Origin of the sequence: Paenibacillus thiaminolyticus (genome assembly GCF_007066085.1) — a bacterium.
Classification (GTDB): domain Bacteria; phylum Bacillota; class Bacilli; order Paenibacillales; family Paenibacillaceae; genus Paenibacillus_B; species Paenibacillus_B thiaminolyticus.
Genome location: NZ_CP041405.1, coordinates 3092373 through 3110258 on the forward strand (window position 1 = coordinate 3092373; position 17886 = coordinate 3110258).

At 54.7% G+C, this 17886-nt stretch carries 16 protein-coding genes and 1 other annotated feature; all 16 genes read right to left on the reverse strand.

Features of this window, described 5'->3' with window-relative positions; genetic code table 11:
* Positions 1-9: 9 nt before the first annotated feature.
* The 16 genes from rpoC to cysE all read right to left on the reverse strand — a co-directional run bounded on the left by rpoC (position 10) and on the right by cysE (position 17572).
* A complete protein-coding gene (gene rpoC / locus FLT43_RS13965) occupies positions 10-3633 on the reverse strand; it encodes a DNA-directed RNA polymerase subunit beta' (protein ID WP_087444227.1) in 3624 nt (1207 codons plus the stop codon).
* 168 nt (positions 3634-3801) lie between these two features.
* A complete protein-coding gene (rpoB, locus tag FLT43_RS13970) occupies positions 3802-7344 on the reverse strand; it encodes a DNA-directed RNA polymerase subunit beta (protein ID WP_087444226.1) in 3543 nt (1180 codons plus the stop codon).
* Between the two features lie 379 nt (positions 7345-7723).
* Positions 7724-8329 carry a class I SAM-dependent methyltransferase gene (locus FLT43_RS13975; protein ID WP_087444225.1) on the reverse strand — a complete coding sequence of 202 codons (606 nt, stop codon included), beginning with the start codon at positions 8327-8329 and terminating at the stop codon, positions 7724-7726.
* A gap of 196 nt (positions 8330-8525) precedes the next feature.
* The gene (gene rplL, locus FLT43_RS13980; protein WP_087444224.1) at positions 8526-8891 is read right to left on the reverse strand and encodes a 50S ribosomal protein L7/L12; all 366 of its coding nucleotides are present in this window, start codon (positions 8889-8891) and stop codon (positions 8526-8528) included.
* Positions 8892-8960: 69 nt separating this feature from the next.
* A complete protein-coding gene (gene rplJ / locus FLT43_RS13985; RefSeq protein ID WP_087444223.1) occupies positions 8961-9464 on the reverse strand; it encodes a 50S ribosomal protein L10 in 504 nt (167 codons plus the stop codon).
* A 60-nt stretch (positions 9465-9524) separates the two neighbouring features.
* Positions 9525-9688 (reverse strand) — a sequence feature (ribosomal protein L10 leader region).
* 99 nt (positions 9689-9787) lie between these two features.
* Positions 9788-10480 carry a 50S ribosomal protein L1 gene (gene rplA, locus FLT43_RS13990; RefSeq protein WP_087444222.1) on the reverse strand — a complete coding sequence of 231 codons (693 nt, stop codon included), beginning with the start codon at positions 10478-10480 and terminating at the stop codon, positions 9788-9790.
* 62 nt (positions 10481-10542) lie between these two features.
* On the reverse strand, positions 10543-10968 hold the full coding sequence (rplK, locus tag FLT43_RS13995) for a 50S ribosomal protein L11 (protein WP_006676477.1): 426 nt from the start codon (positions 10966-10968) through the stop codon (positions 10543-10545).
* 76 nt (positions 10969-11044) lie between these two features.
* Positions 11045-11578: a transcription termination/antitermination protein NusG gene (gene nusG / locus FLT43_RS14000; RefSeq protein ID WP_087444221.1), complete on the reverse strand. Its 534-nt coding sequence runs from the start codon at positions 11576-11578 to the stop codon at positions 11045-11047.
* 23 nt (positions 11579-11601) lie between these two features.
* On the reverse strand, positions 11602-11811 hold the full coding sequence (gene secE / locus FLT43_RS14005) for a preprotein translocase subunit SecE (protein ID WP_087444220.1): 210 nt from the start codon (positions 11809-11811) through the stop codon (positions 11602-11604).
* Between the two features lie 20 nt (positions 11812-11831).
* Positions 11832-11981 (reverse strand): 50S ribosomal protein L33, encoded by a 150-nt coding sequence (gene rpmG / locus FLT43_RS14010; RefSeq protein ID WP_006676475.1) that lies wholly within the window; start codon positions 11979-11981, stop codon positions 11832-11834.
* A 672-nt stretch (positions 11982-12653) separates the two neighbouring features.
* On the reverse strand, positions 12654-13313 hold the full coding sequence (gene sigH / locus FLT43_RS14015; RefSeq protein ID WP_087444219.1) for an RNA polymerase sporulation sigma factor SigH: 660 nt from the start codon (positions 13311-13313) through the stop codon (positions 12654-12656).
* A gap of 136 nt (positions 13314-13449) precedes the next feature.
* Positions 13450-13989 carry an NYN domain-containing protein gene (locus FLT43_RS14020; RefSeq protein ID WP_087444218.1) on the reverse strand — a complete coding sequence of 180 codons (540 nt, stop codon included), beginning with the start codon at positions 13987-13989 and terminating at the stop codon, positions 13450-13452.
* 2 nt (positions 13990-13991) lie between these two features.
* Positions 13992-14729: a 23S rRNA (guanosine(2251)-2'-O)-methyltransferase RlmB gene (gene rlmB, locus FLT43_RS14025; protein WP_087444217.1), complete on the reverse strand. Its 738-nt coding sequence runs from the start codon at positions 14727-14729 to the stop codon at positions 13992-13994.
* Between the two features lie 108 nt (positions 14730-14837).
* On the reverse strand, positions 14838-15380 hold the full coding sequence (locus FLT43_RS14030) for a Mini-ribonuclease 3 (protein WP_174818177.1): 543 nt from the start codon (positions 15378-15380) through the stop codon (positions 14838-14840).
* Between the two features lie 47 nt (positions 15381-15427).
* The gene (gene cysS, locus FLT43_RS14035; protein ID WP_087444216.1) at positions 15428-16846 is read right to left on the reverse strand and encodes a cysteine--tRNA ligase; all 1419 of its coding nucleotides are present in this window, start codon (positions 16844-16846) and stop codon (positions 15428-15430) included.
* A gap of 36 nt (positions 16847-16882) precedes the next feature.
* A complete protein-coding gene (gene cysE / locus FLT43_RS14040; protein ID WP_087444215.1) occupies positions 16883-17572 on the reverse strand; it encodes a serine O-acetyltransferase in 690 nt (229 codons plus the stop codon).
* Positions 17573-17886 lie beyond the last annotated feature (314 nt).

Genomic DNA, 17886 nt, shown 5'->3' on the forward strand with positions numbered 1-17886 from the left:
ACGATTCTATTATTCGGCTACGCCGACACCGGCGGTGTCAAGCGCTTCTTCCGTCTCTTCTTCCATCAACGGGTTGATCAGCTTCACGCTGCGGTAGCGGTTCATGCCGGTACCCGCCGGGATCAGCTTCCCGATGATAACATTCTCCTTCAGGCCGAGCAGTTGGTCGACCTTGCCCTTGATTGCGGCGTCGGTCAGGACACGTGTCGTCTCCTGGAACGATGCAGCCGACAGGAAGGAATCAGTCTCCAGCGACGCCTTCGTAATACCGAGCAGCACCGGCTTGGCGACAGCCGGCTCTTTGCCGGACAGGATCGCATTCTTGTTCGCTGCTTCGTATTCATGAAGGTCGACATACGAGCCTGGAAGAAGCGTCGTGTCTCCCGCGTCGACAATGCGGATCTTCCGCAGCATCTGCTTAATCATAACCTCAACGTGCTTGTCGTTGATTTCTACCCCTTGGTTCCGGTATACGCGCTGAACTTCCTGGAGGATGTAGTTCTGCACGCCGCGGATACCTTTGATGCGCAGCATCTCTTTCGGGTCGATGGAGCCGTCCGTAATCTCGTCCCCGGCCTCGATAGCCATGCCTTCGGTGACACGGATACGAGAGCCGTAGGTCACGGAGTATACTTTGGTCTCCGCTTCGCCTTGAACCTCTACCTCGCGGCGGTCCTTCGCTTCGCGGATCTCTTTGACGACACCGTCGATCTCGGAAATGATCGCTTGCCCCTTCGGATTGCGCGCCTCGAACAACTCCTGGATACGCGGCAAACCTTGGGTAATATCGTCTCCGGCGACGCCCCCGGTATGGAACGTACGCATCGTGAGCTGGGTTCCCGGCTCACCGATCGATTGCGCGGCGATGATGCCGACCGCTTCCCCGATCTCGACGTGCTTGCCTGTCGCCAGGTTGCGGCCGTAGCAGATTTTGCAGACGCCGTGACGGGCGCGGCAGCTCAACACGGAGCGAATCATCAGCTTCTTCACGCCCGCATTGACGATTGCTTCGGCTTTGTCGGTATCGATGAGCTCGTTCCGGTTCACCAGCACTTCGCCCGTCTCCGGATGACGCACCGTCTCGAACGAATAACGTCCCTCGATACGGTCGTACAAGCCTTCGATAACTTCCTTCCCGTCGGAGATGTTGCTGACGAGGAAGCCTTTGTCCGTGCCGCAATCGTCCTCGCGCACGATCACGTCCTGCGCGACGTCGACGAGACGGCGGGTCAAGTAACCAGAGTCCGCCGTACGAAGCGCGGTATCGGCGAGACCTTTCCGCGCGCCGTGCGTCGAGATGAAGTACTCCAAGACGGTCAGGCCTTCGCGGAAGTTCGATTTGATTGGCAATTCAATAATCCGTCCGGACGGGTTCGCCATGAGACCGCGCATCCCGCCGAGCTGGGTAATCTGCGATTTGTTACCCCGCGCCTTGGAATCGACCATGAGCATGATGGAGTTGTAGCGGTCCATCGATTTCATGAGGATCTCCGTGATGCGGTCCTTCGTATCCGACCAGATCTCGATAACACGGTCATACCGCTCGTCGTTCGTAATCAGACCGCGACGGTATTGATTCGTAATCACCTTGACCTTCTCTTCGGACTCCTTGAGGATCTCCACCTTCTCCTGCGGCACGATAACGTCCGCGACCGCGATCGTAATGCCTGCGCGGGTAGAGTACGTGAATCCAATCTGCTTGATCCGGTCCAGGATGACCGAAGTAAGCGTTGTATGGAATACATCGAAGCAGCGGGCAATAATTTGACCGAGATAGTCTTTGCCTACCGCGCCCGATTGCGGAATGCTCTGGAGAATCTCCTGAATATTCGCGCCTTTTTCATGAATAAAGTAGAGATCCGGCGTTCCCTCGAACAAGTTGCGCTTAGTAGGCTCGTTGATATAAGGGAATTCCGACGGGAATATTTCATTGAAAATGATACGTCCCACTGTCGTCACGAGCAGCGCTTCCTGCTGCTTATCCGTGAACGAGGTCTTGTTCAGCGCTCTGGCCGGAATGACGACGCGCGCATGCAAGGAGGCCGTTCCGCGCTGGTAGGCGGATACCGCTTCATTGACAGAGGCGAAGATCATGCCGGAGCCTTTGGCTTCCTTGTTGTCCATCGTCAGGTAGAACGATCCGAGAACCATATCCTGGGATGGCGTAACGACCGGCTTGCCGTCTTTCGGGTTCAAGATGTTGCCGGACGCCAGCATGAGCAGGCGGGCTTCCGCTTGTGCTTCTGCAGACAACGGCACGTGAACCGCCATCTGGTCACCGTCGAAGTCAGCGTTGTACGCCGTACAGACGAGCGGGTGAAGACGGATCGCGCGGCCTTCGACAAGGATTGGCTCGAACGCCTGGATACCGAGACGGTGAAGCGTCGGAGCGCGGTTCAACAGAACCGGATGCTCGCGGATCACTTCTTCAAGGACGTCCCATACTTCCGGACTGACGCGCTCGACTTTGCGCTTCGCGCTCTTGATGTTATGCGCCAAGCCTTTGTTCACGAGCTCTTTCATGACGAAAGGCTTGAACAGCTCCAGGGCCATTTCCTTCGGCAGACCGCATTGATACATCTTCAAATACGGGCCGACGACGATAACGGAACGTCCGGAATAGTCAACGCGCTTCCCGAGCAAGTTCTGACGGAAGCGGCCTTGCTTCCCTTTGAGCATATGGCTGAGCGACTTGAGCGGACGGTTCCCCGGTCCGGTAACTGGACGGCCGCGGCGCCCGTTGTCGATCAGAGCATCGACGGCTTCCTGCAGCATCCGCTTCTCGTTCTGCACGATGATGTCCGGCGCGCCCAGATCGAGAAGCCGCTTGAGGCGGTTGTTCCGGTTGATGACGCGGCGGTACAGATCGTTCAAGTCGGAGGTCGCGAAGCGTCCGCCGTCCAATTGGACCATCGGACGAAGCTCCGGCGGAATAACCGGCAGCACGTCGAGGATCATCCACTCCGGCGCGTTGCCCGAATTGCGGAATGCCTCGATGACTTCCAGACGCTTAATCGCGCGGTTGCGGCGTTGGCCTTGAGCCGTGCGCAGCTCTTCCTTCAGCATCGTCAGCTCTTTTTCCACATCCAGATCCTGGAGCAGCTTCTTAACGGCTTCCGCGCCCATGCCGGCCTGGAATGCATGGCCGTACTTCTCGCGGTAGCTGCGGTATTCCTTCTCCGACAACAGCTGCTTCTTCTCCAGCGGCGTATCGCCCGGATCCGTCACAACATAGGAGGCGAAGTAAATAATCTCTTCCAGTGAACGGGGCGACATGTCGAGAGCCAAGCCCATGCGGCTTGGAATGCCCTTGAAATACCAGATATGCGAGACGGGAGCAGCCAATTCGATATGGCCCATCCGTTCGCGGCGCACTTTCTGGCGCGTAACTTCAACGCCGCATCGATCACAGACGACGCCTTTGTAGCGCACCCGCTTATATTTGCCGCAGTGACATTCCCAGTCTTTCGTCGGTCCGAAGATCTTCTCGCAGAACAGGCCTTCTTTTTCCGGCTTGAGCGTGCGGTAGTTGATAGTCTCCGGCTTCTTGACTTCGCCACGGGACCAAGAACGAATCTTGTCGGGAGAGGCGAGCCCAATCTTCATATATTCAAAATTGTTGACGTCCATCAAGGAGCGACCCTCCTTAATTTGTACTAGAGTTCGCCGCTGTTGCACTTCTCACAGGAGCGGCAGGCTGTGTTCCAATCTATAGGGGCTGACGGTGGCCAGCAGCCGCTGTATTCAGCACGGCTTCCGGCCACCGTCGATACCAACGTGTCCTGATGCAGTTGCGGCGGCTTATTCCGCCACGTATTCGTCATCCATGCCAAGATTCAGCTTGTCTTGCGGAATATCATCGTCATCGTCGAATTCGCGCATTTCGATTTCTTCCTCGTTCTCTGTCAAAATCTTGACATCCATACCTAAGCTTTGCAGCTCTTTGATCAAGACCTTGAAGGACTCTGGAACACCTGGCTCCGGAACGTTCTCGCCCTTGACAATCGATTCATAGGTCTTCACCCGGCCGACAACGTCGTCGGATTTGACGGTAAGAATCTCTTGCAGCGTATAGGCGGCGCCGTAAGCTTCAAGCGCCCACACCTCCATCTCCCCGAAGCGCTGGCCGCCGAACTGGGCTTTACCGCCGAGCGGCTGCTGCGTAACGAGCGAGTATGGACCTGTGGAACGGGCGTGAATCTTGTCGTCAACCATGTGCGCGAGCTTAATCATGTACATGACGCCGACCGTAACTTCACGCTCGAACGGCTCGCCTGTACGGCCATCGTACAGGATGGTCTTGCCGTTGCGCTGCATGCCGGCTTCTTCCATCGTGTCGAATACGTCGTACTCGGTTGCACCATCGAAGACCGGCGTAGCCATATGCATGCCGAGGTAACGGGCAGCCATGCCCAAGTGAACCTCGAGCACCTGGCCGATGTTCATCCGGGAAGGAACGCCGAGCGGGTTCAATACGACTTGAACCGGCGTGCCATCCGGCAGGAACGGCATATCCTCTTCCGGCAGAATGCGGGCGATGACCCCTTTGTTACCGTGACGTCCCGCCATTTTATCCCCTTCGGATATTTTCCGTTTTTGGGCAATATAAGCACGTACCAGTTGGTTGACGCCTGGAGGCAGCTCATCGCCGTTCTCCCGCGTGAACACCTTGACGTCGACCACAATCCCGTCGGTTCCGTGCGGAACGCGCAGGGACGTGTCACGCACCTCACGCGCCTTTTCGCCGAAGATCGCGTGCAGGAGACGCTCTTCCGCCGTCAGCTCGGTAACCCCTTTTGGCGTTACTTTGCCGACGAGGATGTCGCCAGCCTTAATCTCGGCGCCGACACGGATAATGCCGCGTTCGTCAAGATTTTTCAGCGCTTCTTCCCCCACGTTCGGGATATCGCGCGTAATCTCTTCCGGCCCCAGCTTCGTGTCGCGGGCTTCCGACTCGTACTCCTCGATATGGATAGAGGTGTAGACGTCTTCTTTGACCAATTTCTCAGACAGCAGAATCGCATCCTCGTAGTTGTACCCTTCCCAAGTCATGAAGGCAACGACGACGTTGCGGCCCAGCGCCAGTTCGCCAACTTCCGTGGACGGACCGTCCGCCAAAATATCGCCCTTCTTGACGATATCGCCTCTCTTCGCCAGCGGGCGCTGGTTAATGCAGGTTCCTTGGTTGGAACGCATGAACTTCTGCAATTTATATTTGACGAGGTCACCCTTGACCTCTTTGCCGTCAATCATTTCAATGCGGCGGACTTGAACCTCGTTCGCCGTAACGCGCTCCACGATCCCGTCCACTTTGGACACGATGCAGACGCCAGAGTCCTTCGCAGACTTGTGCTCCATTCCGGTTCCGACGAATGGCGATTCCGGCACCAGCAGAGGCACCGCTTGCCGCTGCATGTTGGAACCCATGAGCGCACGGTTGGAGTCGTCGTTCTCCAGGAACGGAATGAGCGCGGTCGCAACCGACACGACCTGCTTCGGCGAGACGTCCATATAGTCAACGCGCTCGCTCGGCATCGTCAAAATATTGTCGGACTGCTTGTTGTAGCGGACGATAACCATATCATCCTGGAACGAACCGTCTTCATTCAACAGCGCGTTCGCCTGAGCGATAACGTAGTTGTCTTCCTCATCCGCCGTCATATAATCAATCTGTGCCGTGACCTTGCCGGTCTTCGGATCGACCCAACGATACGGAGCTTCGATGAAGCCGTACTCGTTGACGCGAGCGAAGGTGGACAAGGAGTTGATCAGACCAATGTTCGGACCTTCCGGCGTCTCGATCGGACACATCCGCCCATAGTGCGAGTGGTGAACGTCGCGGACTTCGAAGCCGGCGCGTTCCCGTGTCAGACCGCCAGGTCCGAGTGCAGACAGACGGCGCTTGTGCGTCAATTCCGCCAGCGGGTTCGTCTGGTCCATGAACTGGGACAGCTGCGAGCTGCCGAAGAACTCCTTGATCGAGGCGATGACCGGACGGATGTTGATCAGCGCTTGCGGCGTAATGACGCTCGCATCCTGAATGGACATCCGTTCACGCACGACGCGTTCCATCCGGGACAGACCGATACGGAACTGGTTCTGCAGCAATTCGCCGACCGAACGGAGACGGCGGTTGCCCAGATGGTCGATATCATCCGTGCTGCCGATACCATGCAGCAGGTTGATGAAATAGTTGATCGACGAGATGATATCGGCTGGCGTAATGTTCTTCACCGATTTGTCGATGTTGCCGTTGGAAATGACCTTGAGGACCTTGCCTTCCTCCAGCGGCGAGAATACATCGACGACCTGCATCGGAATGTCATCCGACTCCATTACTCCGCCTGCGACGTGATACGTCTTGAATCCGACGCCGCTCTCCAGGCGTGGCATGATCTCATCCAGCAGCCGGCGATCGATCATCTGCCCGGCTTCGGCTACGATCTCGCCTGTCTCCGCATCGACAAGCGTCTCGGCGAGGCGCTGGTTGAAGAGACGGTTCTTGATATGAAGCTTTTTATTAATCTTGTAACGGCCCACGTTGGCCAGATCATAACGTTTAGGATCGAAGAAACGTGCGATGAGCAAGCTTCTCGCATTATCCAATGTCGGCGGTTCACCCGGACGCAGGCGCTCATAGATTTCAATCAGCGCTTTTTCCGTAGAATCGGTATTGTCTTTATCCAGGGTGTTCCGGATGTATTCGTCCTGGCCAAGCAGCTCCAGAATTTGCTCGTCCGTACCGAAGCCCAAGGCGCGAAGAAGAACGGTGACCGGAATCTTCCGCGTACGGTCAATCCGGACATAAATGATATCCTTGGCGTCCGTCTCCAGTTCAAGCCATGCTCCACGGTTCGGGATGACGGTTGCCGTATATGTCTTCTTCCCGTTCTTGTCGACTTTCGTACTGAAATAGACACTTGGGGAGCGAACCAACTGGCTGACAATAACACGTTCCGCACCATTGATGATGAACGTGCCTGTCTCCGTCATGAGCGGGAAATCACCCATAAACACTTCTTGCTCTTTGACTTCTCCGGTCTCTTTATTGAGGAGACGCACTTTGACCCGGAGCGGTGCTGCATACGTTACATCGCGTTCCTTCGATTCATCGACTGAATACTTAGGCTCGCCCAAGCTGTAATCGATAAACTCCAGAACCAAGTTACCCGTGAAATCCTGAATCGGCGAAATGTCTTGGAACATCTCACGCAATCCTTCGTCCAAAAACCATTCGTACGATTTCTGTTGGATTTCAATCAAGTTCGGGACTTCGAGTACCTCTTTGATGCGCGCGTAGCTGCGCCGAGTGCGTCGACCATACTGAACAAGATGTCCTGCCAACTTTAACTCACCCCTCATGTCTACTCACAAAAATTGGATTGCGAATCCTTTTCGGTATCCTTTATAATAAAGTCCACGAAAGAGACTCTGAAAACGAGAAAATGGGTTGAACAAACAAAAAGAAAAACGTCCGCTCACGATAAAACGTCTTTTCCGATGGACGCCGTTTCTCCGTGCCGTCGTTTCCTGTTGTAGAACATCCTTCATATCCGATAGACTTGCCCAAAATGTAAACATTATACTTCATTTCACGAAAATGTATTCGTCTTTTCAAAAAAAAGCTTGACATTTTGGTCATGTAAAGACATGAAGGCCATCCTAATACTGACATTTTATAATAATACCACAACGGGCATGCCGAGTCAACTTCGAATTTAAACTATTCTTTGACGGCCCGATAGATGCGATACCCCTTCTCTTTGGTTACCAACTCCACTTGCTCCTCACCGAACAGCTCCCGAAGCTTGGCTTCCGCAGAAGGCGCCCCCTGCTTCTTCTGAATGACGATCCACAACGCTCCTCTATCATTCAAGTGAGCATATGATTGTTCAAAAATCCGGTGCACGACTTCTTTGCCGGCTCGTATCGGCGGGTTCGTCAAAATGACGTCGAAGGTTGACGAGCCGATGCCGTCCAATCCGTCGCTCTTGCACACGGTCACATTGGATGTGCCGTTGCGCTTCGCATTTTCCTGGGCCAGTTCCAGCGCCCGTTCATTCACATCCACCATCGTCACCTGCCCACGCGGAGCGAGCCTGGCCGCCGTCAGCCCGATAGGACCGTAGCCACAGCCGACGTCAAGTACCTGTGCACCATCCGGAATGTCCATGTTCTCAATCAGCACACGGCTTCCGAAGTCAACTCCGCCCTTCGAGAACACGCCGGCATCCGAGACGAACTGCAGCGTATGCCCGCGCAGTTCCGCCTTCCAATATTGCCGATCATGGGGCGTATCCGGCCGGTGACTGTAATAATGTCCCGTCAACTTCCACCCTCCTTCCGCTACGTTCAAAGTGCTGGTGTTCATTGGCTAAGATGCGCTAGCCTCTGTGATGCTCCAACCCTGTTCTTTGTCCTGCGCCCGAATGATGCGTCAAGGACAAGCGCGTCATGACGTCGTATCCTAGACAACGAACCCCTTGAATGTTCTTCAAGGGGTTCCGCACTTCAGCAAGCAAATACTATTTCAGTTCTACAGATGCGCCAGCTTCTTCGAGCTTCGCTTTTACTGCTTCTGCTTCGTCCTTGCTTACTTTTTCTTTCAATGGTTTTGGTGCGTTGTCTACGAGATCTTTCGCTTCTTTCAGGCCGAGACCTGTGATTTCGCGAACGACTTTGATGACGTTGATTTTGCCAGCGCCTGGGCTCGTCAGAATTACGTCGAATTCTGTTTGCTCAGCTGCACCAGCATCGCCAGCGCCGCCAGCCATAACTGCTACAGGAGCTGCAGCTGTTACGCCGAATTCTTCTTCGATTGCTTTAACCAGGTCGTTCAGTTCCAATACGGACATGCCTTTGATGGCTTCCAAGATTTGCTCTTTGCTCATGGTTAAACCTCCATATTCATAGTAAGTTATAGTAGAAAATGTTCACGTTCCCGCATGGGCACGAGTCTCTTACGCTTCTGCTTCTTGCTTCTCTGCGACCGCCTTGACGGCGAGTGCGAAGTTGCGCACAGGCGCTTGGAGCACGCTGAGCAACATGGACAGCAAGCCTTCGCGGGAAGGCAGCTCGGCCAGTGCTTTGATTTGAGCTACATCGACAACGCGGCCTTCGACCACGCCACCTTTGATCTCAAGAGCGTCATTTTTCTTCGCAAAATCGTTCAAAATCTTCGCAGGAGCTACTGCGTCTTCCGGGCTGAAAGCGATAGCCGTCGGTCCGGACAACACTTGATCCAGCTCGGACAATTCTGCTTCCGCTGTCGCACGGCGAACCAACGTGTTCTTCAACACTTGGAACTCAATGCCTGCTTCGCGCAATTGCTTACGAAGTTCAGTCACTTGAGACACGTTCAAACCGCGATAGTCCGCAACAACCGTCGTTACGCTGCCACGCAATTTCTCTGCGATTACTTGTACTTCTTGCTGTTTCGCTTCGATAACTTTTGCGTTTGCCACTCGATCCACCTCCTACAAGTTCTTATCTAACCGCATCCTGGACTATTATGTTCTGCCTACACGAGCATAAGAAAAGCCTCTGCAGTAATCTACAGAGGCATCACGAATGCAGCGGCGCCTGATCACGCATGTTCCCATGCGCCACCGCATCTTCTATTCGAACACCTCGGTAGGAGATTAAGCCTTACGGCACCTACTGTCTATGGTACGATTATTCATTTTCAACACACACGCGAATCTCACAACCTCATTAGAATACCACAGTCGGCCAACTTGTGTCAACCTTAACTATGGCACACGAAGAATGCGAGATGCTGCCGAACTTAGCGATAGTTCGCTGTGTTCACGCGTGCGGCAGGTCCCATCGTGGAAGATACCGCGATGTTCTTCATGTATACGCCTTTAGCCGCTGCCGGCTTCGCACGGTTCAACGCGTCGATGAGTGCTTTCAGGTTGTCATTCAACTGTTCAGCACTGAAGGACGCTTTCCCGATAGGCGCATGAATTTGTCCTGCTCTGTCCAGACGGTACTCGATTTTACCTGCTTTGATCTCTTGGATCGCTTTGGCAACGTCGAATGTAACCGTGCCGGCTTTCGGGTTAGGCATCAGGCCTTTACCACCGAGGATACGGCCCAATTTACCTACTTCGCTCATCATGTCCGGTGTTGCCACGCAGACATCGAAGTCGAACCAGCCTTGCTGGATTTTGTTGATCATGTCCTGATCGCCTACAAAATCAGCGCCAGCCGCTTCCGCTTCTTTCGCCTTTTCGCCTTTTGCAAAGACGAGAACGCGCTTCGTCTTACCTGTTCCGTGAGGAAGGACGACTACCCCACGCACGTTTTGGTCCTGTTTGCGCGGATCAACGCCCAAGCGCACAGCAACTTCGATTGTTTCGTCAAATTTAGCCGTAGCCGACTTTTTCACCAATTCAATGGCTTCCGCCGGCTCGTAAGTTGCATCTCTATCGATCAACTTCGCGGCTTCTTCATACTTCTTGCCACGTTTTGCCATGATTTTGTTCCTCCTTTGTGGTAATAGCGGTTGAACCTCCCACATCTGTCACGCAGACCCGATTAGTCTTCGATGACGATACCCATGCTGCGGGCTGTGCCTTCAACCATGCGCATAGCCGATTCTACGGATGCGGCATTCAGGTCTGGCATTTTTTGCTCAGCGATCTGGCGAACGGTGTCGCGCTTCACTGTAGCCACTTTCTTTTTGTTCGGCTCGCCGGAACCTTTCTCGATCTTGGAAGCCACTTTCAGCAATACTGCTGCTGGAGGCGTCTTCGTGATGAACGTAAAGGAGCGATCCTCGAATACTGTGATTTCAACAGGAATGATAAGGCCTGCTTGATCTGCAGTCTTCGCGTTGAATTCCTTACAGAACGCCATGATGTTCACGCCTGCTTGACCCAGTGCTGGACCGACCGGCGGCGCAGGATTCGCTTTCCCTGCAGGAATCTGCAATTTTACCACTTTGATGACTTTTTTTGCCATTGTCGTACACCTCCTTGCGCTAATATGTGAGTCCGGAGCAAGCTCCCCTCACATCAGAAAACCTGTCAAAGATGTATTAAATCTTCTCCACCTGATGGTAATCCAGTTCAAGCGGGGTTTCCCTTCCAAACATGTTAACATGGACCTTCAACTTTGCTTTATCGAGAAGGATCTCTTCGACCGTGCCGACAAAGTTAGCGAAAGGCCCTACCTTAATGCGTACCGATTCCTTCAATTCGAAATCGACCTTCGGCTTCGGCTCTTCCATTCCCATCTGCCGCAAAATCTGTTCAACCTCTTCCGGCATCAGAGGAATCGGCTTGGAGCCGGATCCTGTGGAACCGACAAATCCAGTGACACCCGGCGTATTGCGAACAACATACCAGGATTCATCCGTCTGGATCATCTCAACCATAACATAGCCAGGGTAAACTTTGCGCATGACGGTTTTTTTCTTGCCGTCTTTGTTCACCAATTCTTCTTCCATCGGAACAAGAACCCGGAATATCTTGTCTTCCATTCCCATGGATTCGACGCGCTTTTCCAGATTGGCCTTCACTTTGTTCTCATACCCGGAATAGGTATGAACAACGTACCATCTCTTTTCCATAACCAAGCCACCTTGGGACTTTATTAAATAATCGCTTCGACGATCGCAGAAATACCGATGTCAAGGACCCAGAAATAAAGCGTCATAAAGAAAACCGTTCCCAATACGACCAGCGTATAGCTTGTCAGCTCTTTACGATTGGGCCAGCGAACTTTTTTTAATTCACCCCAGCTGTCGGCAAAGAAGGAAAACATTGAACTGAAAGGTTTTTTCAGTTTCCCGAAGAAAGCCACGGACTACACCTCCATCAGACTTATCTCGTTTCGCGATGAGAAGTATGCTCGTTGCAGAACTTGCAGAATTTCTTCAACTCAATGCGGTCTGGGTGATTGCGCTTGTTCTTTGTCGTCGTGTAGTTGCGTTGTTTGCAGCTCGTGCAAGCCATCGTAATAATTACCCGCATGTAGTACACCTCCTGAAGACACCTTATTGTGATAAGAAGCGTCGAAATTATAGTCTAACGAATACGGATACGCCCTCCTGCCCGATGACAGGGAGCTTCCGTTCCCGCAAGCTGAATAAGCCAAGCTTACTCAGTAATACGTACGCATATTTAGGCCTACCTAAAACACTTTATCACAAGGGTCAATTGAAGTCAATGAAAAGATAGCGCTGCTGTGGGGTTCGCAGGGCTTCCTTGCTATGCCGTAGAACAGCTGCTTGCCGGTAAATCCGCTCTCTCGAAATCGACTATTATTCATTATTGTGGAATCTCTGCAAATCTAAACCTGTGACGATGAGGCAATCGACAGACATGCGATAGGGGCGTTCAGCAGAAGGGGCAGATTGGGCAAAAAAGAAAGCGTCCGACCTTCTCCTCTCGAGGCTGTTCAAAAAGTCCGCTTGGGATCACGAAGTACTCTGACAGGTAACTGGACATCGAATCTCGCATTCACTCTCGAAGAGTGTATGCTCTCGAAATATGTTTCCTGCGTAAGTTCCTGCGGGAACATTAATAACTGCTCATGCAGCCTCACCTGCATCCCGCTGCTCTGTCTTCGAGTTCAAGCAACCTTCTCGGTGCTGAAAATCAGCCTTTTTGAACACTGTCTTAGGCATTCCACGGACACTTCGTCTACTCTTCTCCGTCGCCGTCCCGCAGTTCCAGATAGCGCTCCAGCTTGCGCTTGACGCGCTGGAGGGCGTTGTCTATCGACTTGACATGGCGATCCAGATCAACGGCAATCTCCTGATAGGATCGTCCATCCAAATACAACATTAGCACTCTGCGCTCAAGATCGCTCAAAATCTCGGCCATCTTGTCTTCCAGTCCGACGAATTCTTCCTGATTGATAATCAGCTCTTCGGGATCCGACACGCGGGAGCCTCCGATAATATCAAGAAGCGTCCGGTCCGAATCCTCATCATAGATCGGCTTGTCCAAGGATACATAGGAGTTCAATGGAATGTGCTTCTGGCGCGTTGCCGTCTTGATTGCGGTAATGATCTGCCTCGTGATGCACAGTTCGGCAAACGCCTTGAATGAAGCCAACTTATCGCCCTTGAAATCCCGGATTGACTTATATAATCCGATCATACCTTCTTGTACGATATCTTCGCGATCGGCTCCTATCAAAAAATAAGAGCGTGCCTTCGCACGTACGAAATTACGGTACTTGTTAATTAAATATTCTAGCGCTTCGCTGTCTCCCTCACGAACTGCGTCGACGAGATGTTCATCCGACAACCGTTCGTACGGACAGGGGGTGCTCAATGCTCTGAGGTCAACACTCACTAGCAATCCCTCCGGCCTGCAACGCAATTCACCGTTACATCACAAATGATAGATTCAGTATATATGAATCTATCTCACACCGTCAACCAAGGAAAGCCTTATCCGGCGCGGAATTCCAGCTATTCGACAAATTGTGCTAATCTTTTTCCCCCCGGCGCATCCGTTCGAGCTTCAGCAATTGGTCCAGGCTGAGCTTCCCTTCCAGCGGATTGCGCTTCACCGGCTGCGAGGCATGCTCGCGAATCCGGCTCTCCACCTCGCGCCTCGATTGCTCCACGATGAGCCGAAGCTCGCGGGCCGATATGCGCAGCGCGCCGAGGCCGAGAACGACGCGCTGCTCGGTCATATCCGAGGTCGCCACATAGATCTGGCGCCGGCGATGGGAGAGCTCCTTGACGAGACGCTCGATGCATTCGTCCGCCGTTTCCTTCTCCTTCGTGAAGTAAACTTCGATCTTGCCCTGTGTGTAGGTGGCTCCCAGACCGGGGACGCGGTAGGCGTCAAACACGGCAATGACCCGCCTGCCGGAATACGCCTGGTACTCCGCCAGGTTGTCCAGCAGGCGGTCACGCGCATCCTCGAGCCTCCGGTCGGCCAACTGCTTCAGCTCATGCCACGCGCCGATCATATTATAGCCGTCCACCAGCAGCACGTCACGCCAATCTTGCTGCCGCATTCTCAGCCGCGGCGCCGGCGCACGACCTCATACATAAATATCCCGGCGGCGACCGACGCATTTAACGAATTGATCTGTCCGGCCATCGGAAGCTTCAGCAGCGCATCGCAGGTCTGCTTGACGAGGCGGCCCATGCCCTTGCTCTCGTTCCCGATAACCAGCGCAAGCGGCATCGTGAACAGATCGGTCTCGTACAGGTCCTGGGTCGCGGACACATCCGTTCCGACGAGCCAGATGCCCCGCTCCTTCAACTGCTCCATCGTCTGCGCCAGATTCGTTACCCGCGCGACCGGCACATACTCTACGGCGCCGGCGGATGTCTTGGAGACGGTGGCGGTCAAGCCAACGGAACGGCGCTTCGGAATGATGACGCCGTGCACTCCCGTACAGTCTGCGGTCCGCAGAATCGATCCGAGATTATGCGGATCCTCGATCTCGTCGAGGACCAGGAGGAACGGCGTCTCCCCCTTCGCCTCCGCCCGGGCGAGAATATCGTCCACCTCCACGTAGCCATAAGCGGCTACCTGGGCGACGACTCCTTGATGCTGCACGCCTTCCGCCATCTGATCCAGCTTGCGCTTGTCCGCGGTCTGAACGATGACGCCCGCCTTCTTCGCCTCCGCGATAATCGGCTGCGTCAGATGCTTCTGCGCGTTGTCCGCAATCCATACTTTATGAATGGTACGGCCGGAGCGGAGCGCCTCGGTGACCGAGTGCTTCCCGGCAATGTATTCTTCCATATCTATGCTGCCTCCCGTAATGTTGCTTCCTCTTGCCGTTCAATCGGCTTATCCGAACTTGTCCTGGATTGTCCGGACTTAGGTGTATGATGCCTGTGTCCGGATCCGTCAATCCCGCTTCTCCGGCCGCTCAGCCAAGCCCAGTGCTTCCGGATTCCCCGGCTGCTCCGTCTGTGCCGGCGCTTGCTCCTCTTCCGGCGCCTGCACAACAATCTCGGCCAACTCCCGAATGCGGTCGCTCCGGCCGCTTAAGTACAAGTAGCCGAACAGCGCCTCTAGCGCTGTCGCCTGGCGGTACTCATTCACATTGGCGCTCTTCGGCACCGCAGACTTAGCGTTGCGCCCCTGGCGGACGATGTCCGCCTCCTCCGGCGTCAGCTGCGGCGCCAGTCGCCCAAGCGCCCGCGCCTGCGACTTGGCCGACACATAGCGTGTCGCCTGCCGGTGCAGCACATGCGGCCGATGATTCGGCAGCGAGATGAGATACTGCCGAATCGCCATCTCATAGACCGCATCGCCCATATACGCCAAAGCGATCGGCGGCAGCAGCTTCGGCTCCTTCGCCGGCGGGTAAGGGAACAGCCACATTCCCCCCGCCTCTGCGCCGCCCGGGCGCTCTATCTCCATTCCCTGTTCCTCATTGTCATTCATCACGTCTATTGCTCCGTTCTTTGCATTCGGATGCACCCGCGGCTCCCTCATTTGCGGCGCCAACGGATGCCTTGCGGCGTATCTTCCAGGATAATGCCCTCGGCGGTCAGCATATCGCGAATCTCATCCGCGCGCGCCCAGTTCTTCGCCTTGCGCGCGTCCGTGCGCTCTTGAATCAGGCGGTCGATCTCCTCGTCAAGCAGATCCTCTTCCTCCTGCTCCGGGACGAGCCCGAGCACGTTGTTCATCGCCTCGACCGCATCGAGCAGCGCTTGCAGATTCGCCGTCTGCCGCTCGTCCTGGGTTCCCTGCTGCATCGTGCTGTTCGCCAGGTTAACCCAATCGAACACGGCCGTAATCGCATCAGCCGTATTGAAGTCCTCCTGCATCTTCGCGTCGAACGTATCGAGGATGCCGGCCAGCTTCTGCTGCAAAGCTTCGTCCGGCTCCCGCTCCGCCGCGTCCTCCGCCGACTTGAGCAGATGGCGAAGATTCTGGACCGCATTGACGATGCGGCCTACGCTCTTCTCGGCCTGCATCATCGCTTCCTCGCTGAAATTCAGCGGGTTGCGGTAATGGGTGGCGAGGATGAAGTAGCGAATCGCCTCCATCTTGTAGCGCGCGCGGAGTTCCTTGACGATCACGCCGTTGCCGAGCGATTTCGACATTTTTTCGTTGTTGATATGAATGTACCCGTTATGCATCCAAATATTCGCGAGCGGCTTGCCGGTGAGCGATTCGGATTGCGCCACTTCGCATTCATGATGCGGGAACTGCAGATCCTGGCCTCCGCCGTGAATGTCCAGCGTATCTCCCAGGAATTTGCGTGCCATGGCGGAGCATTCGATATGCCAGCCCGGACGGCCCTCGCCCCACGGGCTCGGCCACGAGATCTCCCCCGGCTTCGCCGCCTTCCAGAGCACGAAGTCTTCCGGATTCTCCTTCCGCTCGTCGACCTCGACCCGGATGCCGTGCTGCAGCTCCTCCAGGTTCTGATGGGACAGCTTGCCGTATTCGGCGAAGCGGTTCGTGCGGAAATAGACATCCTTGCCGGATTCATAGGCATAGCCTTCCTCCACCAGATTCGCGATGAAGGCGATAATTTCCTCGATATGATCGAGCACGCGCGGGTTGTGCGTCGCCCGGCGGACGCCGATGCCGTCGATATCCTCGTAGAACGCCTGGATGAACTTTTCCGCGATGACAGGCACGGGCTCGCCCAGCTCGATCGACTTGCGGATGAGGCGATCATCGACATCGGTGAAGTTCACGACATAGTTCACCTCATAACCGATCTGTTCCAAATAGCGCCGCACCACATCGAATACGATCTGGGGCCTGGCATTTCCGATATGAATATAATCGTACACGGTCGGGCCGCACACATACATGTTCACCTTATCCGGATGGATCGGCTCGAATGTTTCTTTGCGGCGCGTCATCGTGTTGTAAATCTGAAGCGTCATGTTGAGTTAACCTCCCTGTTCATATGCCCCTACGGGCTATTGACGTTGAGCAATTTTCGCGGAGCCCTCGCGAAGGGCTGCCGTCTCTTGCTTCTGTTGCTCCAGCTCGGTGCGCAGCGCATCGATCTCCCGCTGCATCCCGCGCAGCATGTCGATGACCGGATCCGGCAGCTGGGCATGGTTGAGCCGGTCGACACGGACACCGTCCTGCTTCACGATCCGTCCCGGGATGCCAACGACTGTACAGTTGGCCGGCACCTCCCGCAGGACGACGGAGTTGGCGCCGATGTTGGAATTATCGCCCACCTTGAACGAACCAAGCACCTTGGCCCCGGAGGCGATGACGACGTTGTTGCCTATCGTCGGGTGGCGCTTGCCCTTCTCCTTGCCGGTTCCGCCGAGCGTGACCCCTTGATAGATGACGACATCGTTCCCGATCTCGCAGGTCTCGCCGATAACGACGCCCATGCCGTGGTCGATGAACAGCCGTTCCCCGATGCGGGCGCCGGGATGAATCTCGATGCCCGTTATGAAGCGGCTCACCTGGGAGATGATGCGGGCGAGCGTGAACCAACGGTGTTTATAGAACCAGTGCGCCACCAGATGCGCCCAGATCGCGTGCAGGCCGGAGTACGTAAAGATGACTTCAAATCGGCTGCGTGCCGCCGGGTCGTTCTCGAATACGGCCCGGATATCGGATTGCATTCTTCGATAGATGCGTCGCATGACCCGTCCCCCTTTTCTCAGTCGGCTTGATTCGTTCATAAATGCGGTGGCCGGAGAACACGATTTTCCCGCATCCGTGTACTTCAAACGCGGACCTAAAACGTGTTCTCCAATCGTGTAGTTCAAACGTGTAGTTCGATCGTGTAGTTCGATCGTGTAGTTCGATCGTGTAGTTCGATCGTGTGTACCACTCGGGCACTTCAATTGGGTACTTTAAACGCGTCTTCGATCGTGTACTTCAAGCTCGTTTTCAAGCGTGTACTTCGATCGCGTACTTCGATCGTGTTCTGCAATCGTGTCTTCAATCGCGTACC